Here is a 16,223-nt window from a genome sequence, read left to right on the forward strand (position 1 = left end):
GAGTCCTTAGGGCCTCGCACTAACCGGAGACATCCATGAACGCCGTTACCAAAGAAACCCACCACGACTACAAGATCCGCGACCTCTCGCTCGCTGACTGGGGCCGCAAGGAACTGGACATCGCCGAGCACGAGATGCCGGGCCTGATGTCGATCCGCAAGAAGCACGCCGCCACCCTGCCGCTGAAGGGCGTGCGTGTGACCGGCTCGCTGCACATGACGATCCAGACCGCCGTGCTGATCGAGACGCTGAAGGACATCGGTGCCGACGTGCGTTGGGCCTCGTGCAACATCTTCTCGACCCAGGACCACGCCGCTGCCGCGATCGCCGCGACCGGCACGCCCGTGTTCGCCTGGAAGGGCGAGACGCTGGAGGAGTACTGGGACTGCACGCTCGACGCACTGACTTTCCCCGGCAAGGGCGCCGACAAGTACCTCGGCCCGGAGCTGGTGGTCGATGACGGCGGCGACGTGACCCTGCTGATCCACAAGGGCTACGAATTGGAGAACGGCAGCGACTGGGTCAACTCGCCGTCGGGCAGCCACGAGGAACAGGTGATCAAGAACCTGTTGAAACGCGTGCATGTCGAGCGCCCGGGCTTCTGGCACACCGTGGTGCGCGACTGGAAGGGCGTCTCCGAGGAGACCACCACCGGCGTGCATCGCCTGTACCAGCTGGCCGAAGCCGGCTCGCTGCTGATCCCGGCGATCAACGTCAACGACTCGGTCACCAAGTCGAAGTTCGACAACCTGTACGGCTGCCGCGAGTCGCTGGCCGATGGCCTGAAGCGCGCGATGGACGTGATGCTGGCCGGCAAGGTCGCCGTGGTCTGCGGTTACGGCGACGTCGGCAAGGGCTGCGCGCACAGCCTGCGTGCCTACGGTGCGCGCGTGGTGGTCACCGAGATCGATCCGATCAACGCGCTGCAGGCGGCGATGGAAGGCTTCGAGGTCAACACCGTCGAGAGCACGCTGGGCCGCGGCGACATCTACGTCACCACCACCGGCAACAAGGACGTGCTCACGCTTGAGCACCTGAAGTCGATGAAGGACCAGGCGATCGTCTGCAACATCGGCCATTTCGACAACGAGATCCAGGTCGACGCGCTGAATGCGATGGCCGGCGTCGAGAAGATCAACATCAAGCCGCAGGTCGACAAGTACGTGTTCCCGGACGGCCGTGCGATCTTCCTGCTGGCCGAAGGCCGCCTGGTGAACCTGGGCTGCGCCACCGGCCATCCGAGCTTCGTGATGTCCAACTCGTTCTCCAACCAGACGCTGGCGCAGATCGACCTGTGGGCGAACAAGGACACGTACGAGCCGAAGGTCTACATCTTGCCGAAGAAGCTCGACGAGGAAGTCGCGCGCCTGCACCTGGAGAAAATCGGCGTAAAGCTGACCACCCTCACCAAGGAGCAGGCCGGTTATCTCGGCGTGCCGGTGGAAGGTCCATACAAGCCGGATCATTACCGCTACTGAGCCGCGTTGAAACCAAAGCACGATCCGGAAGGGCGCATTCATGCGCCCTTCTTTAATTTGGGGCGCCGCGCGGTCGGGTGCCGGCGCTATCCGGCGTGGAACGCCGCCGGCACATAGCGCACCTTGCCGATACCGGCGAACCAGCGCAGCTTCAGATAGGCCGGCAGGCCCAGCAGCAGGGTCCAGCGGCTTACCGGATGGATATCGTTGTGCGCCACCTGCAAATGCGCTGGTTCGCCAGGCATCGCGGCGGTCGGCACGGATCGCAGCCAGCTCACCTTGCCGCGCATGCTGCCGCGCCGCTCCCGCTGCGCCTTGATCAGCTCTTCGTACAGAAATGCCCCGTCGCGCCCATGCTCGCGGAACAAGCGTTCCTGCCATGCGAACAGCGACTGCAACTGCGGGTGATCCGCAAAGTGCGGCACGATCCGCAGCGGCCGCAGCAGCGACGCCAGAGTGATATCCGCCGCGCTGAAGCGAGCGCCGACCAGAAAACCGTCACGCTCCAGTTGCACGGCAATTGGAACCAGTTGTGACTCCAGCGCCTCGTATACCCGGTCCTCGCGATTGCGGTGGAAGCGGAAACGCAAGGTCAGCATGGCGCCCAGCACCGGTGCGGCCAGTACGCGCAGCACCGGCCGCGTGAACAGGCCACCGGCGACCTTCGGCATGAACAGCCGCGACAGCGTGTCCGGGCACTCCATGATCAGCTGGGTATAGCCCAAGCGGCGGGCATGCAGCCCGAGGGTGGAGTCGAGCCGCAGCATCCATTGCCACGCCTCTTCGCGCTCGAGCGGATCACCCGGCAACAGCGCATGTTCCGGATAGGTCTCGTCGAGGTAGCGGATGATCGGCGAGGAATCGCTGATCGCCACGCCGGTGGCGATGTCGTGAATCAGCGGCACCGTCTGCGTACAGTTGAAACGCTGCATCTCCTTCTTGGTGAAGGCGACGATGTCGATGCCGCGCCACGGCAACTGCTTGAAATCCAGTGCCCAGCGCACCTTTTCCACGTAATGCGACCAATGCAGCTTGTACAGCTCGATCATGGGCACTCTCCTTGCCGAATCACTGCAATGGAGTCGCCGTGCCCATGCTGCAAGCCGCCCTATGGCGACGACATGCCGCCGGCCATATATCGCTTCATCGCGAATTAGAGATATATACTTGCCCGCACCGCTTATCTGGAACCCTGCGATGCCGGCCATCAGCTTCGAATTCTTCCCGCCCAAGACCGACGAGCAGCGCACGCAGCTGGATCGCGCCGCGCAGGTCCTGAAGGCATACCGGCCGGAATACGCTTCAGTTACCTTCGGCGCCGGCGGCTCCACCTTGAGCTACACCGGCGACACCGTGGCCCGGCTGCATGCGCGACATGGCCTCAACGTGGCGCCGCATCTGTCCTGCGTGGGCGGCACCCGCGCCGAGCTGGCCGCCTTGCTGGACGAATACCGCGCAGCCGGCTACCGGCGCATTGTCGCGCTGCGCGGGGACATGCCTTCGGGCATGGCCACGGCAGGCGACTTCCGCTACGCCGCCGAGCTGGTCGGTTTCATTCGCGAACACTGCGGCGATCACTTCCACATCGAGGTGGCGGCGTATCCGGAAACCCATCCGCAGGCGGACGATGCGCTACGCGACCTGCAGCATTTCAAGGCGAAGATCGACGCCGGCGCCAACGGCGCGATCACCCAGTACTTCTTCAATCCCGACGCGTATTTCCGCTTCGTCGACGACGTGCGCAGGCTCGGCGTGAACGTGCCGATCGTGCCGGGCATCATGCCGATCGCCAATTACACCCAGCTGAAGCGTTTTTCCGACATGTGCGGTGCCGAGATTCCACGCTGGATCGCCAAGCGCATGCAGGCGCACGGCGATGATGCCGATTCGATCCGCGCCCTGGGTGCCGAGGTGGTGGCCCAGTTGTGCCGGCGCCTGCTCGACGGCGGCGCGCCGGGGCTGCATTTCTACACCCTCAACCGCGCCAGGGCGACACAATCGGTGCTGCAACAGCTTGCCTGAGCCGGCGGGCGGTTATGCTAGCCGGATGCGCCGGTTAGCCGCCTTGCTGTGTCTCCTCATGCTCGCCGGGACTACGCCTGCGGTGGCGCAGACCGAGATCCATCGCTGCGTCGGTGCGGACGGCCACCCGTTGTTCACGGACCAGCCTTGCGCGGCCTTGCAGGCCACGCCCGTCAGCCCTGCCGCTGCAACCAGCAGCCTGGGCAACCCATCCGCTGCGCCGCCGCCCGTCATGTGCGCGGCGAACCTCGGTGAATTGCGGCAGAGCGTGATCGATGCGTTCGCCAGCCACGACGCCAACCGCTTGGCTGGCCTGATGCTGTGGGGTGGCTACGGTCGTGGCGCAGCCATCGCGGACATCCGTTCGCTGGGCTCCTTGATGAAACAGCCCTTGCTCGATATCAGCCCTGCCGATGACCCGGCATCCGACGCCAGCAGTGCGCAGAGACCGGCATCGACCGGCAGCCTGGCCGACCCGTTCGACCCGCAGCCGGCGGTTTCCGCACCTGCCTCCGGCAGCCAGCTGGTGCTGCACACGACCGGCAATGACGGCAGCGGTGCCCCGCGGGAATGGCGCTTCGACATCGTGCGCCGGGCCGGCTGCCTGTGGCTGCGCAACGCGGATTGACCCCCAGCAGGTATCATGGGCAGTCCCCATTGGAGAACCGACATGGCGCAGCAATACCCCGAGTGGATCTGGCAGAACGGAAGCATCAAGCCATGGGCCGAGGCGACCACGCATGTGATGTCGCATGCGCTGCACTACGGTTCGTCCGTGTTCGAGGGCATCCGCAGCTATGCCACGCCGGATGGCGCCGCGATCTTCCGGCTCACCGACCATCTCAACCGGCTGTACCAGTCGGCCAAGATCTACGACATGGTGCTGCCGTACTCGGCCGACGAACTGGCCGCCGCCTGCCGCGAGGTGATCCAGAAGAACGGGCTCGGCGCTGCCTATCTGCGCCCCGTGGCGTATCGCGGGCTCGGCGGCTTTGGCTTGTCTGCCGAGACGCCGATCGACATTGCCGTGGCCGCGTGGCCGATGGGTCCGTACCTCGGGCCGGAGGCGCTGGAGAACGGCATCACCGCTTGCGTGTCGAGCTGGCAGCGCTTCGCTCCCAATACCATCCCGGCTGGCGCCAAGGCCGGTGGCAATTATCTGTCCGGCCAGCTGATCGCGCGCGAGGCGCGCCGGCTCGGCTTCGGCGAAGGCATCGCGCTCGCCTCCAGCGGCCTGCTCAGCGAGGGCGCCGGCGAGAACCTGTTCCTGGTGTTCGACGGCGTGCTGCACACGACGCCCGCCAGCGCCTCGATCCTCACCGGCATCACCCGCGACACGCTGAAGACGCTGGCACGCGAGGACGGCATCGAGGTGGTCGAGCGTGACCTGCCGCGCGAATACCTGTATCTGGCCGACGAGATCCTGATGTGCGGCACCGCTGCCGAAGTCACCCCGATCCGTGCGGTCGACGGCAAGCAGATCGGCAATGGTACGGCCGGTCGCGTGACGCGCCGCCTGCAAGAGCTGTTCTTCGGCCTGTTCGATGGCCGTACCCACGACAAGTGGGGCTGGCTGGAACCGGTCTGAGGCAGGCTTGAACCTGATGCAAAGAAAACGCCCCGCAACGCGGGGCGTTTTCTTATGGAGTCCAGGCCGGCTTCAACCGAACACGATGCTGGCGACCGCACCGTTCGCATCGTTGCGCGGACGCATCGAGACATCCCAGCCATACAGCTCACACAAGCGGCGCACGATCGCCAGGCCAAGACCGGCACCGCTGCCACCGGCACCTTCGCCGCGCACGCCGCGCTGGAACAGGCGCTCGGCATCCTCGGGCTTGATCCCGGGGCCGGTGTCGATCACCTCGATGCGCCCCTGCCCCACCTCGACCCGCACGCTGCCTTCGAGCGTGTACTTGATCGCATTGCCGATCAGGTTGGTCAGCGCCACCGACAATACCGAGGCCGGAGCATTGATGCTGACCTGTTCGTTGACCGTCAGGTCGATGGTCAACGGCTTGCCGCGCATCTGCGGACGCTGGCTCTCGATCACGTCGGCCGCGACCTTGCCGACCTCGGTGGTTTCGCCACGGGTCGGACCACGCCGTTCGGCGCGCGACAGCAGCAGCAGCGCCTCGATCAGCTCGGTGGCCTGGCGCGACGCACGTTCGATGCGCTTGAGACGCTCGCTGAGCTTCTCGGTGAGGTCGGGTGAACCCTGCAGCAGCTCGGTGGTACTGGCGATCACCGCCAGCGGCGTGCGCAGCTCGTGGCTGACATCGGAATTGAATTCGCGGTCGCGCTCGACCATCGCCGTGAGCCGCGCCGAATATTCATCCAGTGCATGCGCCAGCTCACCGACTTCGTCGTCGGCAAAATGCGGCGCCAGTGGTTCGGCCTTGCCAGCCTTGCGGAAATCGCGCAGGCGGTTGGCCAGTTCGCTCACCGGCTTGAGCACCTTGCGCGAAAGCCACAGGCCAAGCACCAGCGAGAGCAGGCCGAACAGGAACACCGCGCCGATCACGCTGATCAGCAGCTGCCGTTTACCCAGTTCGTCGCGCGATACGTCATAGCGCAGGAAACTGATCACGCCGTCCTGTCGCCGCACAGCCAGCTTGTAACGCTTGACCTGGCCGTCCGCACCGGTTTCGGCGATGTCATGTACGCCAGTTCCCAGCTGCTGCCAATTCAACGGTGCCTTGTAGATCGTGCGATCACTCCACGTCCACGCCTTGACGATATTGAAGTGCGGGATCTGCGTGGGATCGGCACGCACCTGCGCATTGAGGTTGTCGACCTCGTCCTGCAGGCTCGCCGTGACCAGTTGATCCTCCACCTTGGCGCGAACATTCAACGCAGCCACGGCAAACAACGCGCTGAGGCCGAAGCCGAACAGCGCGAAGGAGACGATCAATCGAAAGCGAAGCTTACGCCTGGACTGCATCCGGCTCTACCATCCGATAGCCAATGCCGTGCCGCGTATGAATCAGCGGCTTCTCGAACGGTTTGTCGATGGCCGCGCGCAGACCGTGGATATGCACGCGCAACGAATCGCTGTCCGGCAATTCCTCGCCCCACACGCGCTGTTCCAGGTCCTGCCGGGTGACCACCGACGGACTTGCTTCCATCAATGCCTGCAGCAACTTCAGTCCGATCGGATTCAACTGGATCGACTTGCCCTCGCGGTTCACCGTGAGCGTGTCCAGGTTGAAGGTGAGGTCGGCCACCTTCAGCACGCGGCTCTGCGGGCCTTTGCCGCGACGCGCCAGCACTTCCAGCCGCGCGGACAATTCCTGCAGCGCGAACGGCTTGGTCATGTAGTCGTCAGCGCCGGATTCGAAGCCGGTCAGCTTCTGTTCCAGCGCATCGCGCGCGGTCAGCATCAGGATCGGCGTCTGCTTGTGCGCCTCGTGGCGCAGTTTGCGCGCCACTTCCAGGCCATCCATGCCGGGCAGCGTGAGATCCAGCACGATCACGTCGAAATCGTGCACCACGGCCAGATGCAGGCCGGTCACGCCGTCGCCGGCGAAATCCACCACGTGGCCACGATCTTCCAGATAATCGCCGATGTTGGTCGCGATATCGCTGTTGTCTTCGATCACCAATACGCGCATGTGTCACTCCTGCGCAGCCGACACACGGGACGGCTGAGGGTGCAAGCTTAACAAGCTTGCGTTAACGAAGCGCGCCATGTGTGGCATGAAACTGAACGCGTCTTCGCGCGGGCAAGAAAAAAGCCCAGATGCGCGACTCGTCGTCGCCACACCTGGGCTCAAGCTACTGCCCCGATACCATCGTCTGCCGTCACCCGCACCCATCCGGTGGCGTGCCATGCAAAAAACAGTGTTCTCCTTATAGGCGGTATACGGTTACGCTGCAGTTAACCCGTACTCACCTCAACGTTAAATGCATCGCTGCACCCTCGCTGTTGTGACGTCCCTTGGCAGCAAGCATTCAGGATGGCACCGACCATTCGACCTTAACCTGGCCTGCGCCACGATCTCATCACAAGCCTCGGCAGATATGCGTTCCGGTCGGAACGCGGCAATTCACTTTTGCGTCGGCTCCATCCTCCGTTTGCTGCCCGGAGGCCAAGCCTCCCGCCGTGAGCGTGAAAGCCACCGCCTGGTGATATTTCCGCGGACCGGCGCCGGCCTCGGGCACGGCATACCTCCATGTACGAATGGCTGCAACTGCAGCCTGATCAAATACACCTGCCGGTTCGGCGCTGACCACTCGTGGCTCAACTACACCACCATCGGCAGACAGGCGAAATTCGATCACTACCTGCCCTTCAACCCCGCGCAAAAGTGCCGCACGAGGATAGACCGGCTGGCTGATGTGAAGGGGAATCGGTGCCGAACCTGAAGACGGCTCATCTGGAATCCCCTGCACCGCGACAGACGTGATCAGCTCGTCATGTCGGATCGGCACCAGATCGACGACACCCTGCGAGGCCACGCGCGGCAAGGTCAGTGCCACCTGCGCAATCGGCAATGCCGCGCGAGCATCCGCTTCGGCTGGCATCAGTGCAATGTTCTCGACCGGTCGCTGTGCTTCGGCATGCTTCGGCGCCAGATCGGCCGCATACCAATTTGCAACAGGTCGCGCCAACGGCACCTGTTGTAGCGCCAGGATCGACTGCAACCGCAGGATGGCACCCTTCAGGTCTTGCTGCACATGGCTGTGTTGCCATTCGATCTGCAGGGTCAATGTCAGCAGCAACGCCCCCAGCAGCAGCGCGACGAAACGAGCAGGTGTGCGTACAGACATTCCTTCACGCACCGGCATGACCATGTGCTGTACCCGGTCCAGCAGGACACCGCCGCTGGCCGCGAGCAGCAGTGAAGTGTGCCGCTCGCGCAACTCACCCAACTCCACCAGTGCCGTCACAAACTCATGCCTGCTGCCACCATTGACGGCAAGCGCCAACTCGTCGCAGCAGATCTCGCGTTCATTGCGTACGTCGCGCGACACCCAGTGCACGACCGGGTGATAGAAATACAAAGTCTCAAGGACGATCTGGAGCAGGTTTGCCAAAGGATCCCAGCGCCGCAGATGCGCCAGCTCATGGGCAAGGATCAACTCGATCTGCGCCGCCGGAAGATTGCACGCCACGGCCATCGGCAACAGGATCACGGGACGGATCCAACCAACTACGGCCGGTGTGGCAATGACCTTGCTGCACAGCACGACGACACGTCGGCGCAAGCCGAAACGCGCGCTCATCGCGGAGACCCGATGCTGCCATTCCGGCATCAGCTCGGCCATCCGCACCAACGCCTTCACCCCACGCCATTGCCGCCATGCGCGCAATGAGAGCAGCAGCACGCCAAGCGACCAGACCAGCACCAACCACGGCAGCAGGGCATTCAGGCTGGCACCCCATGCCCAGGGAGTCGCGTCGACAGCAGCGCCGTGTCCACTCAAGGCGGGAGTCACCAGGTCGACGGCCATCTGCGTGACCGGCGGCGACGCTGTCAACAGCCGCCAAAGTGTCAGCAACGGACACAGGGCAAATGCCGCCAGGATAGCCATGCCGAAACGGTAGCGCGCCTCGCCCCTTGGCAGCACCTTGCGCGCCAACGCATACAGCAAGCCCAGCAATGCGCCCTGCCAGACGAAGTGCAGCAGCGTCCAGCCGAGCACGCGCACACTGGCAAGCACCACCGGCAACGTGTCCATCACAATGCGTCCTTGTCGAGCTTGTTGAGGAGACTGCGGATCTGACGCAACTCCTCGCGGCTGGTGTGCTGGCTGCCAAGTGCGTGCAGCACCAGCTGCGAAGAGGAGCCGTCGAATACCCGCTGCACCAGATCGAGTAGAAACCGCTTCTGGGTGCGCTCCTTGCTGTACATCGCCCGATAGACATGCGCACGCTGCGAATCGTCGCGTGCTACCAATCCCTTGGCATGCATCACCTGCAAAAGCTTCAGTGTCGTGGTGTAGCCTGTGCCGATGCTGGGGTTGAGCGCGTCGTGCACTTCGCGAACCGTACATGCATCGGCCGCCCACAGAACGTGCAATATCTCCAGCTCGGCTTCAGTAGGCCTTGGTGCATCGGGCGGCAGCTTCTTCATCTGATCTGACCATCGTTTGCGAGAACCATGGGGATGCTTCAAAGGTCCAATTTAGCTCAATTGCCACCCCTGAGGGTTTGCACACGTTTCATGTTGTCCAGCATCTGCTGGGTATCGCGATGGTCCTGCTGGATCTCGCCGTAGGTTCGGCACGTCGTCCGGGTAATGTGCGATCCAACCGGTGCGACGTTCTCACATACCAACCGATTGTTGTCGCGACGGGTCAAAATCGCATTGACCGCTTCCTGATGATTGAACAGGTCGACCTTGGTCTGCTGATCCATCTGGTCCACCGTGTTGTACTTGTCGAAGAGTGACTGCATGTACGACAACCCGGAATTCACTTCATCCTGTTCCTTCGCATCCATGAACCCATAGCGGCCACCCGGCTTCATCTGGCCCTGCACCGCGAGAGCCACTGCAGCAAAGTCAGCCTTGTTTTCCGCCTTCACGATGACTTCCGTCTTGGTCGCATGGACCATTCCCGCCTGCAGCAGGATCACTCCCATGAACATACCAACCAACCATGCCTTCGATTTCATCTCCGCTCCCCTCGATCGCACCGCCCCCACTGCGGGCGCCTGACGCACGATCCGGCCGGACCCGATCTTAGGCCGGCGACAGAAACGCTGTCAACGAAGATTTTCGTACTACGACTTTCGTAGACGATCTCTGCGCTGGCGCTCGCTCGGGCGCGTACCCATGCCAGTTGCCTGCAGCAGGTCGACGATGGCACCAGCCACGTCGACACCAGTGGCCGCCTCAATGCCTTCCAGGCCCGGCGAGGAATTCACTTCGAGTAGCAGCGGCCCACGATTGGAGCGCAGCAAGTCGACGCCGGCGATACCAAGCCCCAGTGCCTGAGCGGCACGAACCGCAATGCGCTTCTCCTCCACGCTCAGGACAGCCTTGGTCGCCGTGCCGCCGCGATGCAGGTTGGCGCGGAACTCGCCAGGACTGGCATCGCGCTGCATCGCCGCCACCACCTTGTTGCCGACCACGAAGCAACGCAGGTCACTGCCCTTGGCTTCGGCAATGAACTCCTGCACCAGGAAATTCGCATACAGTCCGCGGAACGCCTCGATCACGCTCTGCGATGCGCTGCGCTTCTCCGCCAGCACCACGCCAGTACCTTGGCTGCCTTCGTTGAGCTTGATCACATGCGGCGGTTCGCCAAGCAAGGCCAGCACATCGGCGGTGTCGTCCGGGTTGTCGCCGAATACCGTGACCGGCATGTCGATTCCCTGTGCGGCGAGTATCTGCAGGCAGCGCAGCTTGTCGCGTGCGCGCAGCACGGCGTCGGATGGGTTGGGCGTGTACACGCCCATCATCTCCAGCTGGCGCAGCACCGCGGTGCCGTAGAACGTGCTGGTGGTGCCGATGCGCGGGATCACCGCGTCGATGTCGCGCACCTCCCTGCCCTTGTAGCGGATCGCCACCGCACCGGGCGCAATGCGCACATAGCAGCGCAAGGGATCGAGTACACGCACCACATGGCCACGCTCGCGTGCCGCCTCGACCAGTCGTTTGGTCGAATACAGGCGCGTGTTGCGCGACAGGATCGCAATCTTCATATGGAGGCCATCATGAAAAGTCGGTGGCCACGACCAGCGGTCGCGACTGGGTATAGGAACGTGCCGGATCGACCACGAAGCGCCCGCTCAGGGCACTGCGACCAAGCAGCAACGGAAACAGCATATGCCGCCGATCGGTCAGGTTGATGTCGGTACTGAAGCGCTGCCCCGCCAGCTGCACCTCGCTGCGGATGAACCAGCGTTCGGTACGGCGGCCGCCCGTATCGGTCACCGCGCGCCGGTCCAGCGCCGGCGCCTCGCACTGCATATGCACCGGCTGGCGCCGGCCGACGTGCATGGTGAAGCGCAACCAGGTGGTGCCGTCACGCTGGAAATCCTCGAGGGTGTCGACATGCAGCGAGCTGCTGCGTGCACCGGTATCCAGCTTGGCCTTGAGCAGGCCGATGCCCAGCTGCGGCAACGCCAGCCGCTCCCGCCAACCGAGAGTTATCAGATCCGCCATGTGGGTTCGGGATTGCTCGGTGGGGATCGCGGAGTGGAGCGGGTGAAGGGAATCGAACCCTCGTCAGTAGCTTGGGAAGCTACAGCTCTACCATTGAGCTACACCCGCCTTGGCCGGCGGATGGTAGCGCGTGACACGCGCGCTTGGAAAGTCGGCCCGGCCAAGTCGCGTTCCGTGGAAACAACTGCCTCCCCGTTCCCCGCCGGGAGCGGACGTCCCTAACGCCACATGAATTCCAGATGGCGGCCAGCTGAATCGTCCGCGACGCAGTCGGCAAAACTAAGATCGACCTAACTTTTCTTGTGCCCATAATGATGTCGTCATCGACGCCGTGGCTCAGAACCGCCCGGCGGACCGAACGGACTCATCGCGTGATGGCATTCGCGCTCACCCAAGGGGAAACATCGTATGCATGTGTTTGCCAAAATCCTTGCTCCCATGCGTCGCGGCTGGCGACCGCTGGCGATCGTGCTGCTGGGCATGGCCGTCGGACTGGCCCAGGCGCAAGCTGTCGACGACAACAGCGCCGATCCACCGGGCCGGGTGGCACGGCTGTCGTATATGGCCGGCGACCTGGGCTTCCTGCCATCCGGCGCGACCGACTGGAGCGACGCCAACATCAACCGCCCTCTGACGACCGGTGACCGTCTTTCCACCGGCCAGGGTGGCCGTGCCGAACTGGAGCTGGGCGGCGGCACGCTGCGCATCGCCGACCGCACCGACCTGGGCCTGCTCAGCCTGGACGATCAGCTGGCCCAGGTCGAACTGACCCAGGGCACGCTCAACCTCACCGTGCGCCAGCTCGATCAAGGCCAGAGCTACGAGATCGATACGCCGACCGTGGCCCTGGTGGTCGATCAGCCGGGATCGTTCCGGATCGATATCGGCGACAACGGCGGCAGCACACAGGTAACCGCCTTCAATGGCGACGCCACGGTTTACGGCGAAAACAATGCGCAACGCACCGTCCATGCCGGACGCAGCTACAGCTTCGTCGACTCCAGCCTGGGCGCGGTGGCCATCAGCGACATCGGTGGCGGCGATGCCTTCGACGCATGGTGCAGCGACCGCGACAACCGCTATGCACAATCCAATTCCAGCCAGTACGTGTCCGATGATGTGGTCGGCGCGCAAGACCTCGACCAGTACGGCAGCTGGCAGACCACCAGCGATTACGGCTCGGTCTGGTTTCCGGCCAGTGTCGCTGTCGACTGGGCGCCCTATCGCAATGGCCACTGGGCCTATATCGCGCCGTGGGGCTGGACCTGGGTGGACGATTCGCCGTGGGGTTACGCCCCGTATCACTACGGTCGCTGGGCGTATGTCGGCGGCCACTGGGGCTGGCTACCCGGGCCGCGTGGCGTGCGCGCCATCTATGCCCCGGCGCTGGTCGCCTTCGTCGGCGGCGGTGGCTGGTCCGTCGGCATCGGCGGCGGCCCGGTCGGCTGGTTTCCGCTCGGCCCCGGCGAGATCTACAACCCGTGGTATCGCGCCAGCCGCGGCTACTACAGCAATGTCAACATCACCAATATCCGCGGCTATCGCGGCTACGACCGCAACACGATCATCAACAACATCAATATCCAGTACAACGACTACCGCAACGGCCGGCCGATAAACAACGCACGCTATGCCAACCGCGACGCGCCGCGCGGCTTCTCGGCCATGCCAGGGCAGGCGTTCGCCGGCGGCCAGCGCGTGCAACGCAACCTGCTACGCGTCGATCAGCGACAACTGGCCTCGGCCGCCGTGTTGCCTCGCGGCACCAGCCTGCGTCCCGCACCGGGCGGCATCGCGCCGCCGCGCAGCCAACATGCACGATCGCTGCCCGCTGGCGGCTTCCAGCGCGAGGTGGTCGCCCGTCATGCGCCGCCGTCGACACGCACGCCAGCTTCGTTCAACAACCTGGCCGGTCCACAGCGTGCCGCCACGCCGGCTGCCAATGTCCGCGTGCTGAATGCTCGCGGACCGGCAGCGCAGGGGAATCGTTCGCAGCGCAATCTGCCGCCGACCTCCAACGTGGCTGCCGGCGTGCCGATGGGCATGCCGCAAGGCAACCAAGGCAACCATGCCGAACCGCGTCAGGGTGATCTGCCGTCGGCACGCTTTGCCCACCCGCAAGCCGGCGATGCCTCCGGACGCACGCCCCCGCAGGCACGTGGGTCGATGCCACGCCCGGATGCCGGCTACGGTGCTGGTCAGGATCAGCGATCGCAGCCACGTGAAAATCGCACGCTGCCCCAGGTGCCACAGATCCAGCGTGCCACCGTGATCAACCAGCCACAGCCAGCTGCGGATCGGCCCGTGCCTCGCTACGAAAGCGAGCGTGGCACGCGCGATGATATGCAGGCGCCACGCAACGACAATGCTCCGCGGGCATATTCCAACGAGCCCTCGCGTCCGATGGTCAACGAACAGCCGCGCCCGATGGCCGAGCCGGTGCGCCAGAACTATCAGCAGCCGCAGTATCAACAGCCGCAGCGCAGCGTGCCGCAATACTCACCACAGCCACGTGCGGCGGCGCCGGCACAGCCGCAACACGCGGAGCCACGCCCGGCGGCCAAAGCCGAACCACGCAATCGGGAGGACGACCGTCAGCACTGACCAACGCGCCACCGTGCCCGACGCAAAAGCCCGCCTCGATGCGGGCTTTTGCTTTTGCGCACCCGCACAGACGGCGCCCGGCATGGGAATCGCTACAATACGCGGATGCACATCATGCTCAATGGCCACCCGCGCGACTGCGCCACCGCCACCACCGTCGCGCAGCTGCTCGAACAGGCCGGCTATGCGGGGCGACGCGTGGCAGTGGAACTCAACCAGGAAATCGTGCCGCGCAGCCAGCACGCCAGCCGCACGCTGGCCGATGGAGACCGCATCGAAATCGTCCATGCCATCGGCGGTGGCTGAATCCGCACACCTGTCGACCCATCGCCCAGCCCGCGCATCTCCAAGGCAACACCATGAACCTCCAGAACAACGACCTCACCGATCCGCTGATCATCGCCGGCAAGAGCTATGGCTCGCGCCTGCTCACCGGCACCGGCAAGTACAAGGATTTCGACGAAACCCGCGCCGCGTCGCTGGCCGCATGCGCCGAGATCGTCACGGTGGCGATCCGTCGCGTGAACATCGGCCAGGACGCCGGCCAGCCGAACCTGCTCGATGCGCTGCCGCCGGACCAGTTCACCCTGCTGCCGAACACCGCCGGCTGCTACAACGCGGTCGACGCGGTGCGCACCTGCAAGCTGGCGCGCGAGCTGCTCGATGGCCACCAGCTGGTGAAGCTCGAGGTGCTGGGCGACCAGCGCACGCTGTTCCCCGACGTGGTCGAGACGCTGAAGGCGGCCGAGATCCTGGTCGCCGACGGCTTCGAGGTGATGGTCTACACCAGCGACGACCCGATCCTGGCAAAGCGCCTCGAGGACATCGGGTGCGTCGCGGTGATGCCGCTGGCCGCACCGATCGGCTCGGGCCTCGGCATCCAGAACCGCTACAACCTGCTGGAGATCATCGAGAACGCCAAGGTGCCGATCATCGTCGACGCCGGCGTGGGCACGGCCTCGGATGCGGCGATCGCGATGGAACTGGGCTGCGACGGCGTGCTGATGAACACCGCGATCGCCGGCGCGAAGGACCCGGTGCTGATGGCACATGCGATGAAGCTGGCGATCCAGGCCGGCCGCGCTGCGTTCCGCGCCGGCCGCATTCCGCGCAAGCGCTATGCCTCGGCGTCCAGCCCCATCGACGGCACGATCGGCTGAGCGGACATGAGCGAGCATCACGACCACGACGACAGCGCACCGGAATACATGCGCCGCATCCGCAGCTTCGTGCTGCGCGAAGGCCGCATGACGCCTGCGCAACAGCGCGCGTTCGACACGCTGTGGTCGCGCTTCGGCATCGACTATCGCGGTAGCCCGCACGACTTCCATGCTGACTTCGGCCGGCACGCGCCGCTGGTGATGGAGATCGGTTTCGGCAACGGCGAGGCGTTGGCCTGGGCCAGCGAGCACGACCTGGCGCGCGATTTCCTCGGCATCGAGGTGCATGGCCCCGGCGTCGGCCGCCTGATGAATGCGCTGGCCGCACGCGACGCCGGCAATGTCCGGCTGTACAAGCACGACGCCGTGGAAGTGCTCGAACACGAGATCGCGCCGGGCACGCTGGCTGAAGCGCGCATCTGGTTCCCCGATCCGTGGCACAAGAAGCGTCACAACAAGCGGCGGTTGATCCAGCCGCAGTTCGTCGCCCTGCTCGCCTCGCGCATGGCGCCGGATGGACTGCTGCATCTGGCCACCGACTGGCAGCCGTATGCCGGGCACATGCTCGACGTGATGGAAGCCGCGCCGGGCTGGCGCAATGCGATCGGCCCGGGCCAGTACGCCGAGAAACCCGCGTGGCGCATCGAGACGCACTTCGAACGGCGCGGCGTGAAGCTCGGCCATGGCGTGTGGGATCTGCTCTACCGCAAGACCTGAGCAAGGCCATAGTGTGGTCGAACATGTAGCCGAGGTTCACCAGCAGCCGCGTCGGCACGCTTATACTGCGGCAATCCACACAGGGACGAATCGACGCAGCGTGAAGCTTCCACTGCCCCGCCGTA

At 64.5% G+C, this 16,223-nt stretch carries 16 protein-coding genes and 1 tRNA gene; 8 read left to right on the forward strand and 9 right to left on the reverse strand.

Translation table 11 applies throughout. The annotated features are described in order from the left end of the window. Window positions 1-35: 35 nt before the first annotated feature. Window positions 36-1,478: an adenosylhomocysteinase gene (ahcY, locus tag B0E46_RS01490; RefSeq protein ID WP_077553924.1), complete on the forward strand. Its 1,443-nt coding sequence runs from the start codon at window positions 36-38 to the stop codon at window positions 1,476-1,478. Between the two features lie 86 nt (window positions 1,479-1,564). Here ahcY and B0E46_RS01495 read toward each other — a convergent pair whose 3' ends face one another. Next, entirely contained in the window at window positions 1,565-2,527 is a 963-nt protein-coding gene (locus tag B0E46_RS01495; protein ID WP_168171109.1) for a glutathione S-transferase family protein, read from the reverse strand. A gap of 148 nt (window positions 2,528-2,675) precedes the next feature. Here B0E46_RS01495 and metF point away from each other — a divergent pair, with 148 nt between their 5' ends. From metF to B0E46_RS01510, 3 genes are read left to right on the forward strand one after another with little or no spacing between them, the layout of a single operon-like run. Further along, window positions 2,676-3,500, forward strand: coding sequence for a methylenetetrahydrofolate reductase [NAD(P)H] (gene metF, locus B0E46_RS01500; RefSeq protein WP_077554159.1), 825 nt, complete (start codon window positions 2,676-2,678; stop codon window positions 3,498-3,500). Between the two features lie 58 nt (window positions 3,501-3,558). Then, the gene (locus B0E46_RS01505; RefSeq protein ID WP_254425000.1) at window positions 3,559-4,128 is read left to right on the forward strand and encodes a DUF4124 domain-containing protein; all 570 of its coding nucleotides are present in this window, start codon (window positions 3,559-3,561) and stop codon (window positions 4,126-4,128) included. A 42-nt stretch (window positions 4,129-4,170) separates the two neighbouring features. Then, the gene (locus B0E46_RS01510) at window positions 4,171-5,088 is read left to right on the forward strand and encodes a branched-chain amino acid transaminase (protein ID WP_077553927.1); all 918 of its coding nucleotides are present in this window, start codon (window positions 4,171-4,173) and stop codon (window positions 5,086-5,088) included. Between the two features lie 72 nt (window positions 5,089-5,160). On the opposite strand, the gene B0E46_RS01515 is transcribed toward B0E46_RS01510, so the two are convergent. The 8 genes from B0E46_RS01515 to B0E46_RS01550 all read right to left on the reverse strand — a co-directional run bounded on the left by B0E46_RS01515 (window position 5,161) and on the right by B0E46_RS01550 (window position 11,725). After that, window positions 5,161-6,444: a HAMP domain-containing sensor histidine kinase gene (locus B0E46_RS01515; RefSeq protein ID WP_077553928.1), complete on the reverse strand. Its 1,284-nt coding sequence runs from the start codon at window positions 6,442-6,444 to the stop codon at window positions 5,161-5,163. Continuing rightward, on the reverse strand, window positions 6,428-7,114 hold the full coding sequence (locus B0E46_RS01520; RefSeq protein WP_077441131.1) for a response regulator transcription factor: 687 nt from the start codon (window positions 7,112-7,114) through the stop codon (window positions 6,428-6,430). The genes B0E46_RS01515 and B0E46_RS01520 overlap by 17 nt, the downstream gene beginning before the upstream one ends. Window positions 7,115-7,505: 391 nt before the next feature. Continuing rightward, a complete protein-coding gene (locus tag B0E46_RS01525) occupies window positions 7,506-9,155 on the reverse strand; it encodes a M56 family metallopeptidase (protein ID WP_168171110.1) in 1,650 nt (549 codons plus the stop codon). A 29-nt stretch (window positions 9,156-9,184) separates the two neighbouring features. Further along, complete coding sequence (locus tag B0E46_RS01530) at window positions 9,185-9,580, reverse strand: BlaI/MecI/CopY family transcriptional regulator (RefSeq protein WP_077553930.1); 396 nt, start codon at window positions 9,578-9,580, stop codon at window positions 9,185-9,187. A 56-nt stretch (window positions 9,581-9,636) separates the two neighbouring features. Further along, complete coding sequence (locus B0E46_RS01535) at window positions 9,637-10,122, reverse strand: hypothetical protein (protein WP_139350378.1); 486 nt, start codon at window positions 10,120-10,122, stop codon at window positions 9,637-9,639. A gap of 108 nt (window positions 10,123-10,230) precedes the next feature. After that, window positions 10,231-11,154: a 30S ribosomal protein S6--L-glutamate ligase gene (gene rimK / locus B0E46_RS01540; RefSeq protein ID WP_077553932.1), complete on the reverse strand. Its 924-nt coding sequence runs from the start codon at window positions 11,152-11,154 to the stop codon at window positions 10,231-10,233. A gap of 10 nt (window positions 11,155-11,164) precedes the next feature. Further along, window positions 11,165-11,617 carry a RimK/LysX family protein gene (locus B0E46_RS01545; protein WP_077553933.1) on the reverse strand — a complete coding sequence of 151 codons (453 nt, stop codon included), beginning with the start codon at window positions 11,615-11,617 and terminating at the stop codon, window positions 11,165-11,167. A 34-nt stretch (window positions 11,618-11,651) separates the two neighbouring features. Further along, a tRNA-Gly gene (locus B0E46_RS01550) sits at window positions 11,652-11,725 on the reverse strand. 300 nt (window positions 11,726-12,025) lie between these two features. Here B0E46_RS01550 and B0E46_RS01555 point away from each other — a divergent pair. The 4 genes from B0E46_RS01555 (at window position 12,026) to trmB (ending at window position 16,098) form a co-directional block, all read left to right on the forward strand. Continuing rightward, complete coding sequence (locus B0E46_RS01555) at window positions 12,026-14,221, forward strand: DUF6600 domain-containing protein (protein WP_077553934.1); 2,196 nt, start codon at window positions 12,026-12,028, stop codon at window positions 14,219-14,221. Between the two features lie 105 nt (window positions 14,222-14,326). Next, window positions 14,327-14,527, forward strand: coding sequence for a sulfur carrier protein ThiS (thiS, locus tag B0E46_RS01560; protein ID WP_077553935.1), 201 nt, complete (start codon window positions 14,327-14,329; stop codon window positions 14,525-14,527). A gap of 53 nt (window positions 14,528-14,580) precedes the next feature. Further along, complete coding sequence (locus B0E46_RS01565; RefSeq protein ID WP_077553936.1) at window positions 14,581-15,381, forward strand: thiazole synthase; 801 nt, start codon at window positions 14,581-14,583, stop codon at window positions 15,379-15,381. A 6-nt stretch (window positions 15,382-15,387) separates the two neighbouring features. Further along, window positions 15,388-16,098, forward strand: coding sequence for a tRNA (guanosine(46)-N7)-methyltransferase TrmB (gene trmB, locus B0E46_RS01570; protein WP_077553937.1), 711 nt, complete (start codon window positions 15,388-15,390; stop codon window positions 16,096-16,098). Window positions 16,099-16,223: the final 125 nt, after the last annotated feature.

Source organism: Rhodanobacter sp. B04 (assembly GCF_002001125.1).
Lineage (GTDB): Bacteria > Pseudomonadota > Gammaproteobacteria > Xanthomonadales > Rhodanobacteraceae > Rhodanobacter.